Source organism: Tissierella praeacuta (genome assembly GCF_040396155.1).
Lineage (GTDB): Bacteria > Bacillota > Clostridia > Tissierellales > Tissierellaceae > Tissierella > Tissierella praeacuta_A.
On the sequence record NZ_JBEBOY010000004.1, the window covers coordinates 1 to 13,441 of the forward strand.

Consider the following 13,441-nt stretch of genomic DNA (forward strand, 5'->3'; position numbering starts at 1 on the left):
AATATGCTTAGAAGACTTAATAAAAAGTGCTTCTAAACATATTATACGAGGAGGTTTAATTATGGATAGCCAAAATAAATTGTTAGAAATAAATAATTTGAGAGTTACTTATGATACTGACCATGGAGTAGTTCACGCAGTTGAGAATCTAAACCTTTCTTTAAATGATAAAGAGACTTTAGGATTTGTTGGAGAAACTGGTGCTGGAAAGACTACTACTGCTTTATCCATCATGAGATTAATTCAAGAGCCGCCAGGAAAAATAGTATCTGGAGATATAGTATTTAAGGGTGAATCTTTAATCAGTAAAACTCAAAAAGAAATGAGAAAAATTCGTGGCAGAGATATTTCAATGATATTTCAAGATCCAATGACATCACTAGATCCTGTTATGCCTATTATTAAACAAATTGAAGAAATGATACTTCTTCATCAGAATGTTTCCAAAAAAGAGGCAAAAGATATTGCCGTTGGGCTATTAGGAAAAGTAGGGATAAAGGCAGAAAGAGCAAATGATTACCCACATCAATTTAGTGGAGGAATGAAACAACGTGTAGTTATAGCAATAGCCCTTGCCTGTAATCCTAAGTTACTTATTGCAGATGAACCTACAACAGCATTGGATGTTACAATACAAGCTCAAGTACTTGATCTAATGAGGAAATTAAAAGAGGAATTTGGGACATCTATGATTATGATTACACATGATTTAGGCATAGTAGCAGAGATATGTGATAAGGTTGCTATTATGTATGCTGGAGCTGTAGTTGAATATGCAACTAAGGAAGAACTATTTACTAATCCAAAACATCCTTATACAAATGGGTTATTTAATTCAATACCAGATATAGATGCTGAGGATATTGCTGAGCTCAATGAAATTAAAGGACTTCCTCCGGATCCCACAAATCTTCCTAAAGGCTGTTCGTTCTGTCCTAGATGCAATCATGCTATGGAAAAGTGTAAATCACAATTACCATCAGAATATAAAATTACAGATAGTCATTATGCAAGATGTTTTTTATATGAGTCTGGAATAAATGAGGAGAAGAGCCAATGAATGATAAAATATTAGAGATAAAAAATCTAAAGAAATATTTTAGAGTGAAGAATGGATATTTACATGCAGTTGATGATGTAAGTTTTTATATAAACAAAGGAGAGACTCTTGGACTAGTAGGAGAGTCTGGATGTGGAAAATCAACTACTGGCAGGACTTTAATTAGATTATTAGAAGCTAATAGTGGAGAGGTAATATTTGAGGGAAAGAATATCTTGGATTTTGATAAAAAACAAGTTAAAGAGTTTAGGAAGGATGTTCAGATGGTGTTTCAAGACCCTTATTCTTGTTTGAATCCTAGGTTATCAATTTCTAATATTATTGCAGAACCATTAGAAGTTAATAATATTTATTCTGATAAGGCTAGTATGCAGAAAAGAGTAAAAGAATTAATGAATATTGTAGGAATTGAGGAAAGATTAATAAATTCATATCCCCATGAGTTAGATGGAGGCATGAGACAAAGAGTGGGAATAGCAAGAGCATTATCTATTAAGCCCAAATTTATTGTTCTTGATGAACCCGTATCATCATTAGACGTTTGTATTCAAGCTCAGGTTCTTAATTTATTAAAAAGATTGCAGAGAGATTTTGATTTAACATACTTATTTATATCCCATGATTTAAGTGTTGTAAAATATATTAGTGACAGAATAGCAGTTATGTACTTAGGCAAAATTGTTGAATTATGCGACCACAATATTATATTCAAGGATCCTATCCATCCATACTCGCAAGCATTGTTATCTGCTATACCGATTCCGAAACTTAATGCAAAACAGGATAGAATTATTATTAAAGGAGATGTACCAAGTCCAGTAAATCCACCAGATGGATGTCGTTTTGCTGGAAGATGTGAATATGCAAAGGAGATTTGTATGAAAGAAACACCAGAACTTTTAGAGGTTGAAAAAGACAGATTTGTTGCTTGTCATTTCGCAAGAAATTTAGTGAAAAGTGTTTAATTTATTATGGTTAATTATAAAAAAGGAGAGGTGTTAAAAATGTTTAAAGGTAAAAAAGGAATCAGTGTATTTTTATCGCTAGTTCTATTCTTAGCCATTATTGTCACAGGATGCGGAGGTAATAATAGCGATGAACCATCAAAAGATACTGGGGGTGGAAATGATGTAACGGCAATGGGAAAATCAGATAAAAACACTTTAGTTGTTGCCAATATGGGTGATGCAAGAACAGTGGATCCCCATGGAGCTGGAGAATCGACAAGTGTTAATGCATTGTTGCCAGTTGTTGAAACCCTTGTTTCTTATGATAAGGATGGTAATGTACAGCCTTTATTAGCTGAAAAGTGGGAAGAAATAGACTCACAAACTTGGAAGTTTTATCTTAGAAAAGGTGTGAAATTTCATAATGGGGAAGAGATGAAAGCATCAGACGTAGTATATAGTTTTAAACGTGCTACATCTCCATTAGGGGCTAGAGTGCAATACATTATGAAGATGGTGGATCCAGAAGGATTGGAAATTGTTGATGATTATACAGTAATTGTTAGGACAATTAAACCATTTTCACCATTTGTTAGTTATTTGCCATATATAGGAGCAGCAATTATTAGTGAAAAGGCTTATGAACAACCTGGTGCAGACCTTCACCCTGTAGGAACAGGACCATTTGAATTTGTAGAATGGAAAAAAGGTGAAAAACTTGCTTATAAGAGGTTCGATGGATATTGGGGAGAAAAACCAGAACATGCAAACCTTGTGATCAAAACTATACCAGAATCAAACAGTAGATTAATAGAATTGGAAACTGGAGAAGCAGATATTGCCATAGGTATGACAGTTAATGATATGTCTAAGATAGAGGATAATCCAAAGCTAGAGTTACAAACAGCTCCGACTACTGTATTTACTTATTTAGCATTTAATACATCTAAAGCACCATTCAACAATGTGAAATTTAGACAAGCCATAGACTGGGCTATTAATGAAGAAGGAGTAGTTGCTGCAGTTCATAGGGGAGCAGCAAGATATACTCCTGGACCAGTAACACCAGATCAGAAATATTATGATGATAGTGAGACAAATTGTAGATACGATGTAGAAAAGGCTAAACAATTATTAAAAGAATCTGGAGTAGACATTAGTAGACCATTTACAATAACAGTAAATGAAAATCAACCTAGAATAGATTTAGCCACAATAGTTCAAAGTCAGCTTAAAGAAATAGGAATTACTGTGGAAATTAAGGTTATGGAAACAGCATCATATTGGAACTATATATCTACTGGAGAACAAGAAATGTTTGTAAGTGGTTGGGGTGCTGTTGGGTTCCCAGAACCAGATAATAATATTTATGGACCATTACACTCAAGTCAAATACCAGAGAACAATACATGTTTCTATAGTAATCCAGAACTTGACGAAATGTTAGACAAGAGTAGAGAATTGTCAGATGGACCTGAAAGAGAGAAACTTATAAAAGATATTCAAAAGATTATAAGAAATGAAGTACCATATATTACTTTTGATAATCCAACAAATTTAGTAGGTATTCAAAAATATATTAAAAACTTTGTTGCAATGCCAACATCTCATCAAATATATAATTCTGTTGTTATAGAATAATTACTAACAAGTTCAACCTGTTGTTAGAACAACAGGTTGAACTTATAGAAAGGGTGAAAAAATGGTAGACATGTTGTTGATTAATGGAACAGTAATTACCATGGATAAAGAAAGAAGAATAATAGAAAATGGAGCTATTGCTTTGGACGGAACAAGAATTAAAGCAGTAGGAAAAACTAAAGATTTATTAGGGGAATATAATGAGGCGAAAGAAATTATAGATTGTAAAAATAAACTTATTTTACCAGGTTTTATAGATGTGCATGGTCATGCAGGTCATTGTATGTTTAAAGCCCTTGCATATGATTCAGTTAGTTATTGGATGCCAATTATGACTGAAACTTATCATAACAATACCACAGATGAATTTTGGTATAAGGAAGGCAAATTAGCTGCATTAGAGAGATTAAAGTTTGGTGTTACCTGTGGATTATCTGTGATTAGTAATTCTCAAAGAAGTGATGATCCAATTTTTAGTATTAATCATGCTAAAGGATATTCAGAAGTTGGCATACGTGAAATCATTGCAGTAGGACCATCTAACCCACCTTATCCTAGAAGATTTAGCAGGATAATAAATGGTGAAAAGAAGGAAAGGCTTGTGACTTTTGATGAAATGTTAGAGGGGGCTGAAGAAGCAATAAAAGCTACAAATCATAGTTATGAAGATACTGTTCGAGCATTTATTGCACCATTTGTTTTAGTTACTTCAGTAAATCAATCGAGCCTAACTGTACCAGATGTTGCAACTAATTTAACTAAACATGACAGATATATGATGCAAAAAGTTAGAGAAATAGCTAAAAAATATAATACAAGGATTCATACAGAGGCTTTTGGTGGAATGATTAGGCTAGTAGCCACAGATGAAAATGCATTGTTAGGACCAGATGTACATATTCAACATTGTACTGGTATATCCATTGATGAAGTTATGATACTTGCAAAGACAGGTACTCATGTAAGTAGTGCACCTGGAGCAGGCCAACTTATAAATAGGTGCCCGGTACCAGAGTTAATAGAGTTAGGTGCTAATGTTGCTATATCTACAGATGGTACATCTCCTGCAGTATCTTTTGATATGCTTAATGCGGCAAGAAAAACTCAGTTAGTACATCAGGGAGCATTACAAGATAGATATTATTTACCGCCAGGAAAATTGTTGGAGATGATTACAATAGATGCAGCTAAAGCAATAGGATGGGATGATGAAATAGGTTCATTAGAGGTAGGTAAGAAAGCAGATATAATTACTATAGATATGCATCAGGCTCATTTATCTCCAAATTTTATGCCTGTTCACAAGCTAATACTATATGCATCAGGGCAAGATGTGGATAATGTAATAGTGAATGGAAAAGTACTTATGAAGGATAGAAAAGTAATAAGTGTAAATGAATTTGACCTTATAGAGGAAGCACAAGAAGAAGCCTTCGCAACAATAGATAGAGCTGGACTAAGGAAGTATATGGAACCTTGTGATACATTCTGGGGTAGCACTAGAATGTATATTAATGAAAATAGATATGAAAAAATAGAGTGAAATAGTTAGGAGGTTATGGGATGATTACAAAAATTAAGGGCAAATATGTAATAGGCTATGATGGAAAGGATCATGTTATATTTGAAAATGGTGAGGTTGTATATGAAGATGATACAATAATATATGTAGGACATGATTATGGTAGAGAAGTAGATAAGGTAATTGATGGGGGAAATTCTATTATAAGTCCAGGTTTTATAGATTTAGACGCTCTTGGAGATATTGATCATGCTTTAATTTTTGAAGAGATCTCTCCAGATATGAGGAAAGGTCTTTATTGGGCTGAAGAATATTTTGATAATGATAGAAAAGAATGGATGTCTCCTGAGGAGGAATCATTTAAATCACTTTATGCATATAGCCAATTGATAATGCATGGTGTAACTACAGCTATGCCAATAACATCAGTAAATTATAAAAAATGTGCTGAAACCTATGAAGAAATAGTAGTGGCAGCTCATCATGCAGGCAAGCTTGGATTAAGAGTATATTTAGGACCTAGTTATGTATCTGGTATGCATGTGATGCTAAGCAATGGGGAACTGAAGGTTAAATGGATGGAAGAAGAAGGAAAAGCAGGACTAGAAAGGGCAGTTAAATTTATTGAAACCTTTGACGGTGCTTATGATGGACTTATAAATGGGGTGTTGGTGCCTGAAAGGGTTGAATTACAGACTGAAGAAATTCTTAAAGAATCAAAGGAATATGCGAAGAGACTAGGAGTACCAATAAGACTTCATGCAGCTCAAGGGGAGTTTGAATATAATCAGATATTTAATAAGCATAATAAATCTACGATTTCATATTTAAATGATATTGGATTCTTAGATGAAAATACATTAATTCCACATGTTATTTATGCTTCGGGATATAGTGGATTAGAGGATAGAACTGATGACGATTTAGAAATACTTATAGATACTGGTGCAACTGTTATACATTGTCCTTTGGTATATTCTAGAAGTGGTCAAGCATTAGAATCTTTCGGTAGGTATATTAGAAAGGGAGTTAATATGTCTATGGGTACAGATACATTCCCACCTGATATGATTAAAAACTTTACTATAGGAAGCAGTTTGGCTAAACATGTAGACAATGGCAGAGCTGAGAATAATTTTAGAGAGTTTTTTAGAGCAGCTACTTTAGGTGGAGCAAAGGCATTAGGAAGAGATGATTTAGGAAGATTAGCTAAGGGAGCTAAGGCGGATATTATTATTATAGATTTAAGTGGATATCATATAGGGACTGTTGATGATCCAATAAGAACTTTATGCCTATCTGGTTCTGGTAATGATGTGACAACATCTATAATAAATGGAAAAATAGTTATGAAAGATAGGATAATACCTAATTTTGATTATAAAGAAGCTCAAGAAAAAGCACAGAAGTATTATGAAAGAATGAAAGCAAGTTATATGGGACGTAGTATGAGTGAATTATCAGAAGATGAATTTTTTAAATCATCATTTAAAATAGTTAGGTAGGAAAGAAACAATGAGGTAATATGTGGTTTTAAAATAAATATTAATTAAACTTTGTTTGGTTTAATCTCCTTAAGAGTAGATTTAGTATATGGAGGTGTTTATCATAAGATTTGATTTAATCATTCGAAATGGTATGGTAGTTACAGATGAAGGAGTAAAAAGACTTGATATTGGTGTTGTTGATGGTTCAATAGTAGAATTAACACCTGAAATATCTGGCACTTCATCAGAAGAAATAGATGCTAATGGAAAATATATATTACCAGGAGGATATGATTGTCATGTTCATTTTAATGAACCAGGTCGTACTAATTGGGAATCATTATTTACTGGAACATCTGCTCTTGCAGCTGGAGGAATGACTTTTTTCACAGACATGCCTCTTAATTCAACACCTGTAACGACAAATGGGAAAAATTTTGATTTAAAACTTGAGGCAGCTAAGAGAAATTCACTTGTAGATTATAGTTTTTGGGGGGGACTAACACCAAATAATTTAGAAAACTTAGAAGAATTAGCGGAAAGAGGAGTAGTTGGTTTTAAGGCTTTTACATGTTTTAGTGGCTTGGAAGAATTCGAAGGTGCAGATGATTTGACATTATATAGGGGAATGGAAATAGCTGCAAAGCTGGGATTGCCAGTATCAGTTCATGCTGAGAATAGGGACATAACAAATAGACTAACTGAAAAGTTTACTAAGGAAGGCAAAACAAGATCTAGGGATTTTTTAAATTCTAGACCAGAGATTTCCGAGGTTGAGGCTATACAAAGAGTCATATTATTTGCAGGAGAAACAAAATGTAAACTTCATATTGCTCACATTAGTACTTCGAGAGGAGTCGAGCTAGTTGTTGAAGCCAGAAAGAAAGGTATAGATGTAACCTGCGAAACAGTTCCTCAATATCTAGTATTTACAGAAGATGATTTAGACCGGTTAGGACCAATGGGGAAATGTTGTCCGCCACTGAGAGCAAAGGATACAAGGAAAAAACTATGGGGATATGTACTTGCAGGTAACGTAGATATAGTTTGTTCAGATCATTCACCAGCACCATTTGAATTAAAGAAAGATAGTAATTTCTTTAAGGCATGGGGAGGAATATCGGGATGTCAATCCACAATGAATGTAATGCTTACGGAGGGATATCATAATAGAGGATTATCTCTTGAAGATGTTTCTAAATTAATTTCATTGAATCCTAAAGAAAGATTTGGAATAAGAAATAAGGGAACAATAAAAATAGGATATGATGCAGATATGGCTTTAGTTGATTTAAATAAAGAGTTTATATTAAAATCTGAGGATTTGTTTTACATGCATAGGGAGAGTCCTTTTGTGGGATTAAATTTCAGAGGAAAGATTGAAAGAACAATTCTTAGAGGAAAGACGATATTCCATGATGGAAAAATAGTATCTAAGCCTATAGGAAAGTTTATAACTCCTAAACATTATAGATAGTAAATAATAGAATTTATCTTAATAACTTTGGATTATGATTGCTAGTTAAGTTATATTTCGATGATTTAAATCATAACATAATCTAAAGTTATTTTATTTTTTGTAGCTATTTGTTTATAGATACTTTCAAGCAGAGTAGAAATTTGGAAAGTAAACTCTATAGAGAACATAAAGAATACGATAAAAAGTTAATTGAGAAAGAGGTATATAAAAAGGTTTAGATAGGATAGTAACTATCTTTGGCGTAAATTTGGTATTTGGAAATATAGAGATGAGTATCATTTTGGTGTAAAATTCCAGAATGATACTTATTTAATATTTGAAATAGTCTTATAATTGGCAAAAGTTCTGCAATTGCCTTTACTTTAATACAATTAAGTGATATACTATTACAATAAAAAAGCGCATTAGAAAGACGGCATAATAATTCCTGCAAGCTTTAAATTATGTATTTAAGGCATGTAATTTATGCCTTTAATAAAATAAAAGGGAGGAATTTGAATGAATAAGAGAGTGTTTTTATTTATTTTATCAGCAAGCTTAATTTTAAGCTTACTAGTTGGGTGTGGAGCTCAAGAAACATCTGGTTCAGACAGTGATGTTATTAAAATAGGTGTATTTGAGCCTATGACAGGTTCTAGTGCAGCTGGTGGCGAGATGACTGTAGAAGGCATTAAACTAGCTAATGAAAAATTAGGAACTGTATTAGGCAAAAAAGTAGAATTGGTTATAGTAGATAATAAGTCTGATAAGGTTGAAGCTGCAAATGCAGCATCAAGACTTATTGATAAAGATAAGGTAGTTGCAATCATTGGCAGCTACAGTAGTTCTTTGTCTATGGCTGCAGGAGATATTGTTAAAGCTGCTAAGGTTCCAGCAGTTGGCTGTTCTCCAACTAATCCGCTTGTTACTCTAAACAATGATTATTATTTCAGGGTATGTTTTATTGACCCATTCCAAGGTACAGTTATGTCTAACTATGCATTTAATGATTTAAATGCTAAAACAGCAGCTATAATCCAAGACGTACAACAAGATTATTCCGTAGGTCTTTCCACATATTTTGAGCAAGCTTTCATTGAATTAAGTGGATCTTCTGATTCTATAGTTGGAAAGGCATCTTATAATACAGGAGATCAAGATTTCTCAGCTCAATTAACTAATATTAAATCTTTAAATCCAGATGTAATATTTGCACCAGGAAACTATGGTGAATCAGCTTTATTAATTAAACAAGCTAGAGATTTAGGTATTACAGTTCCTATTCTTGGCGGAGATACTTGGGAAGCTGAAGAATTTACACAAATAGGCGGGGCTGCAGTAGAAGGAGCAGTATATAGTACTCACTTTACAGCGGAATCTCCTGTATCTGAAGTATCTAAGACTTTCTTAGAGGACTATAAAGCTAAATATGGTGGAGATGCTAATGCCTTTGCAGCTTTAGGTTATGATGCTTATATGGTAATTATAGATGCTATTGAAAGAGCAGGTTCAGCTAATCCAGTGGCTATAAAAGACAAGCTTGCAGAAACAGAAGATTTTGTAGGTGCAACTGGAATTATTACTTTAGATGAAAATGGAGATGCTGTTAAGTCAGCAATTATAAATCAAGTAAAAGGTGGTAAGTTTGTTTACTTAACAACAGTAGAACCAACAAAATAAGTTAATTTAATGGGGGAATTATAATGAGCATACAAGAATTTTCACAACATATGGCTAATGGCATTGCATTGGGAAGTCTTTATGCTCTAATTGCCATTGGATATACTATGGTTTATGGAATATTAAGACTAATAAATTTTGCTCATGGGGATATTTTTATGTTAGGAGTATATTTAACATTCTATGGTATAACATATACTCCAATACCTTGGTATATAGTATTTATACTTGTCGCGATTATTACTGGAATTTTGGGATTAATTTTAGAAAGACTTGCTTATAAACCTCTTAGGGGTTCACCAAGAATTACAATTCTTATATCTGCCATAGGCGCATCATTTTTATTACAAAATTTAGGTGTATTAATATTTGGAGGAAGGCCTAAGGCCTTCCCAACTCCAGAGATTTTTAACAAGATAACAAATCTTGGAGGAGTTTCAATATCACTTGTAAATTTTGTAATCCCAATAGTTACAGTAATCCTTTTGATTGGTTTAAATTTTTTCATTCAAAGGACAAGGACTGGTATGGCAATGAGAGCATTATCTAAGGATTATGAAGCAGCTAGTTTAATGGGAATAAATATTAATGGAATAATATCCATTACCTTCTTTATAGGTTCCTTTCTAGCGGCAGTAGGTGGAATTATGTGGGGAATAAAATATCCGCAGCTTATGCCCCATATGGGTGTATTACCTGGACTTAAATGTTTTATAGCAGCAGTAATTGGCGGAATAGGAAATATTACTGGTGCCGTATTAGGTGGATTTATTCTAGGATTAGGAGAAATACTTCTTATAGCGTTTTTACCAGGGCTAACAGGCTATAGAGATGCATTTGCCTTTGTATTACTAATTATTATACTCCTTATTAAACCAACAGGTTTAATGGGAGAAAAAATAGCGGAGAAGGTGTAACCTATGAAGAAGAATAAATTTAATATATTATTAATAGCAGTATCCTTAATAGTATTGATTCTTTTGAATATTTTCCTAGACAATTATAAGGTAACAATTATAAATCTTTGTGCAATCTATGTAATTCTTGCTTTAAGTATGAATTTAATCAACGGTTTTACAGGATTATTTTCTTTAGGTCATGCTGGATTTATGGCAATAGGGGCTTATACTGTAGCTATTCTTACTATGCCTATAGCAACTAAAGAAATGAATTTTTATATGAAGCCAATGGCATCATTTCTTCTAAATCTAAATATGCCATTTATATTTGCATTGATTATGGGGGGACTAATGGCAGCATTATTTGGATTTTTAATTGGTGCGCCAGTTTTAAAATTAACTGATGATTATTTAGCCATTGCAACCTTAGGCTTTTCTGAGATTATTAGAATTTTAATCATTAATCTTCAAAGTATAACTAATGGCTCCTTAGGACTTAAAGGGATACCTAAACTAACAATAAGTAGAAGGATAGCTGAATTTTTTGGAATAGCAGAGAGAGTAAATCTCCTATGGGCTTGGAGTATAGCAATACTTACAATTGTATTTATGAAATTGCTGATGGAGAGTAGTTACGGCAAGGCATTTAAGGCAATTCGTGAAGATGAAATCGCTGCTAGGTCAATGGGAATTAATTTATTTAAACATAAGGTAATGAGCTTTACTATTGGATCATTTTTAGCTGGAATTGGAGGAGGGCTTTTGGCAGCTTCTCTAGGAACTATAGATCCAACTTTGTTTAAATTTGCTCTTACTTTTAATATTCTTCTAATGGTAGTATTAGGTGGTATGGGAAACATAAATGGAACTGCAATAGCTGCAGTTATTATTACTGTTGCTATGGAAGCTCTTAGGTTCTTAGATGAGTCTATGAATTTAGGATTTGTAGTAACTCCTGCTTTACCAGGGCTTAGAATGGTTGTATTTTCTCTTATTCTAATGTTAGTAGTTATATTTAAAAAGGATGGGTTTATGAAAAATGCCCTAGGGAAAGTGAGGGGTAAATATGCTAAAAATTGATAATGTGACTATGCAATTTGGTGGTGTTGTTGCAGTAAATAAGTTTACTGCAGATATTAAAGATGGAGAAATAGTTGGATTAATTGGACCTAATGGTGCAGGAAAGACTACTGTTTTTAATGTGATTACAGGTGTATATAAACCAACAGAGGGGAAGGTCGTTTTTAACCCTAGTGGAGATGAAAGGATAATATCTAATCTTAGACCAGATAAGATAGCACAACTTGGTATATGTAGAACCTTTCAAAATATTAGACTGTTTAAAGAATTATCCGTTTTAGATAATGTGTTTATAGGAGGACATTTAAGGATTAAATCCGATATATTTTCTTCTGTAATACGATTGCCAAATTACACTAGGGAAGAAAAACAGATGATGGAAAAAGCTAAATACTTGTTGCAGAAAGTAGATTTATATGATGAAAAGGACGAGAAAGCATTTTCTTTACCCTATGGTAAACAAAGAAGATTAGAAATAGCAAGGGCCTTAGCAACAGATCCAAAGTTGCTTTTATTAGATGAACCAGCAGCAGGAATGAATCCTCAAGAAACTCAAGAGTTAATGGAGTTTATTGGAGATATAAAAAAGGAATTTGATTTAACTATATTTTTAATAGAACATCATATGGAAGTTGTCATGGGTATTTGTGAAAAGATATTTGTACTAGATCATGGAACTTCAATAGCAGAAGGTAGCCCAGGAGAAATCCAAAGCAATACAAAGGTTATTGAAGCATATTTGGGGGTGGAATAATGCTTGCTATAAGAAATCTTCATGTTAGTTATGGAGGCATTAAAGCCTTGAGAGGTATCAATATTGATATTGAAGAAAACAAAATAGTCACCTTAATAGGTGCAAATGGAGCAGGAAAATCTTCTACCCTAAGAGCCATAATGAATTTAGTTAAAAAGGAAGATGGAAAAGTGGAATATGATGGTGATGATTTAACCAATCTTAAGACTATGGACATAGTAAAGAAGGGTATAGCATTATCACCTGAAGGAAGAAGGGTATTTGCAAATCTTACTGTAGAAGAGAATCTAATTCTTGGAGCTTATATAAGAAATGATACAGAAGAGATAAAGAAGGATATAGATAAGGTATATGATTTATTTCCTAGACTAAAAGAAAGGTCTTGGCAAAAAGCAGGAACTCTTTCAGGAGGAGAACAGCAGATGCTTGCAGTAGGAAGGGCATTAATGATCAGACCGAAGGTATTGATGTTAGATGAGCCTTCATTAGGGTTAGCACCTTTATTAGTCAAAGATATATTTGATATTATAAAGGAGATTCATAGTCAAGGAAATACAATATTATTAGTTGAGCAAAATGCAAAAAAGGCCTTAGAAATAGCTGATTATGCCTACGTTCTAGAAACTGGTTCCTTAGTACTTGAAGGTCAAGGAGAAGAGCTGTTAAATGATGAAAAAGTGAAGGCTGCATATTTAGGAGAGGCAAAATAGAAACTAATTATCGAGTATAATCAAATCTTAAAAGGGAAAAGAGTTTTTAAACTTTTTTCCCTTTATATTTGTCCAAAATGTAATCATAATGTAACTACTTTTTTACTGTATTGAGATATAATAACAATTAATAAGAAGCAATTAACAATTCATAGCTAGAAGAATTCAGACATAGACCTTTCATTTCAATTTTGTATATTTT

At 33.1% G+C, this 13,441-nt stretch carries 11 protein-coding genes; all 11 read left to right on the forward strand.

Translation table 11 applies throughout. The annotated features are described in order from the left end of the window. Nucleotides 1–61 precede the first annotated feature (61 nt). The 11 genes from ABWP20_RS03020 to ABWP20_RS03070 all read left to right on the forward strand — a co-directional run bounded on the left by ABWP20_RS03020 (nucleotide 62) and on the right by ABWP20_RS03070 (nucleotide 13,239). A complete protein-coding gene (locus ABWP20_RS03020; RefSeq protein WP_353093606.1) occupies nucleotides 62–1,060 on the forward strand; it encodes an ABC transporter ATP-binding protein in 999 nt (332 codons plus the stop codon). Next, the gene (locus ABWP20_RS03025; protein ID WP_353093607.1) at nucleotides 1,057–2,025 is read left to right on the forward strand and encodes an ABC transporter ATP-binding protein; all 969 of its coding nucleotides are present in this window, start codon (nucleotides 1,057–1,059) and stop codon (nucleotides 2,023–2,025) included. Before ABWP20_RS03020 ends, ABWP20_RS03025 begins: the two co-directional genes overlap by 4 nt. A gap of 39 nt (nucleotides 2,026–2,064) precedes the next feature. After that, the gene (locus ABWP20_RS03030) at nucleotides 2,065–3,648 is read left to right on the forward strand and encodes an ABC transporter substrate-binding protein (RefSeq protein ID WP_353093609.1); all 1,584 of its coding nucleotides are present in this window, start codon (nucleotides 2,065–2,067) and stop codon (nucleotides 3,646–3,648) included. A 61-nt stretch (nucleotides 3,649–3,709) separates the two neighbouring features. Beyond that, nucleotides 3,710–5,191, forward strand: a complete 1,482-nt coding sequence (locus ABWP20_RS03035; protein ID WP_353093611.1) for an amidohydrolase family protein — start codon at nucleotides 3,710–3,712, stop codon at nucleotides 5,189–5,191. A gap of 20 nt (nucleotides 5,192–5,211) precedes the next feature. Beyond that, nucleotides 5,212–6,675 carry a chlorohydrolase family protein gene (locus ABWP20_RS03040; protein WP_353093613.1) on the forward strand — a complete coding sequence of 488 codons (1,464 nt, stop codon included), beginning with the start codon at nucleotides 5,212–5,214 and terminating at the stop codon, nucleotides 6,673–6,675. Nucleotides 6,676–6,763: 88 nt separating this feature from the next. Beyond that, nucleotides 6,764–8,134: an allantoinase AllB gene (gene allB, locus ABWP20_RS03045; protein ID WP_353093615.1), complete on the forward strand. Its 1,371-nt coding sequence runs from the start codon at nucleotides 6,764–6,766 to the stop codon at nucleotides 8,132–8,134. A 501-nt stretch (nucleotides 8,135–8,635) separates the two neighbouring features. After that, a complete protein-coding gene (locus ABWP20_RS03050; RefSeq protein WP_353093617.1) occupies nucleotides 8,636–9,796 on the forward strand; it encodes an ABC transporter substrate-binding protein in 1,161 nt (386 codons plus the stop codon). Nucleotides 9,797–9,819: 23 nt separating this feature from the next. Continuing rightward, the gene (locus tag ABWP20_RS03055) at nucleotides 9,820–10,713 is read left to right on the forward strand and encodes a branched-chain amino acid ABC transporter permease (protein WP_353093619.1); all 894 of its coding nucleotides are present in this window, start codon (nucleotides 9,820–9,822) and stop codon (nucleotides 10,711–10,713) included. A 3-nt stretch (nucleotides 10,714–10,716) separates the two neighbouring features. Then, a complete protein-coding gene (locus ABWP20_RS03060; protein ID WP_353093621.1) occupies nucleotides 10,717–11,775 on the forward strand; it encodes a branched-chain amino acid ABC transporter permease in 1,059 nt (352 codons plus the stop codon). Continuing rightward, on the forward strand, nucleotides 11,762–12,529 hold the full coding sequence (locus tag ABWP20_RS03065; protein WP_353093622.1) for an ABC transporter ATP-binding protein: 768 nt from the start codon (nucleotides 11,762–11,764) through the stop codon (nucleotides 12,527–12,529). The genes ABWP20_RS03060 and ABWP20_RS03065 overlap by 14 nt, the downstream gene beginning before the upstream one ends. Further along, complete coding sequence (locus ABWP20_RS03070) at nucleotides 12,529–13,239, forward strand: ABC transporter ATP-binding protein (protein ID WP_353093624.1); 711 nt, start codon at nucleotides 12,529–12,531, stop codon at nucleotides 13,237–13,239. Before ABWP20_RS03065 ends, ABWP20_RS03070 begins: the two co-directional genes overlap by 1 nt. Nucleotides 13,240–13,441: the final 202 nt, after the last annotated feature.

Bases quoted from the DNA above. Each gene is read 5' to 3' on its own strand.
- ABWP20_RS03040 (WP_353093613.1), top strand. From the start codon at position 5,212: ATGATTACAAAAATTAAGGGCAAATATGTAATAGGCTATGATGGAAAG.
- allB (WP_353093615.1), top strand. From the start codon at position 6,764: ATGGAGGTGTTTATCATAAGATTTGATTTAATCATTCGAAATGGTATG.
- ABWP20_RS03035 (WP_353093611.1), top strand. From the start codon at position 3,710: ATGGTAGACATGTTGTTGATTAATGGAACAGTAATTACCATGGATAAA.
- ABWP20_RS03060 (WP_353093621.1), top strand. From the start codon at position 10,717: ATGAAGAAGAATAAATTTAATATATTATTAATAGCAGTATCCTTAATA.
- ABWP20_RS03050 (WP_353093617.1), top strand. From the start codon at position 8,636: ATGAATAAGAGAGTGTTTTTATTTATTTTATCAGCAAGCTTAATTTTA.
- ABWP20_RS03055 (WP_353093619.1), top strand. From the start codon at position 9,820: ATGAGCATACAAGAATTTTCACAACATATGGCTAATGGCATTGCATTG.
- ABWP20_RS03030 (WP_353093609.1), top strand. From the start codon at position 2,065: ATGTTTAAAGGTAAAAAAGGAATCAGTGTATTTTTATCGCTAGTTCTA.
- ABWP20_RS03025 (WP_353093607.1), top strand. From the start codon at position 1,057: ATGAATGATAAAATATTAGAGATAAAAAATCTAAAGAAATATTTTAGA.
- ABWP20_RS03065 (WP_353093622.1), top strand. From the start codon at position 11,762: ATGCTAAAAATTGATAATGTGACTATGCAATTTGGTGGTGTTGTTGCA.
- ABWP20_RS03070 (WP_353093624.1), top strand. From the start codon at position 12,529: ATGCTTGCTATAAGAAATCTTCATGTTAGTTATGGAGGCATTAAAGCC.
- ABWP20_RS03020 (WP_353093606.1), top strand. From the start codon at position 62: ATGGATAGCCAAAATAAATTGTTAGAAATAAATAATTTGAGAGTTACT.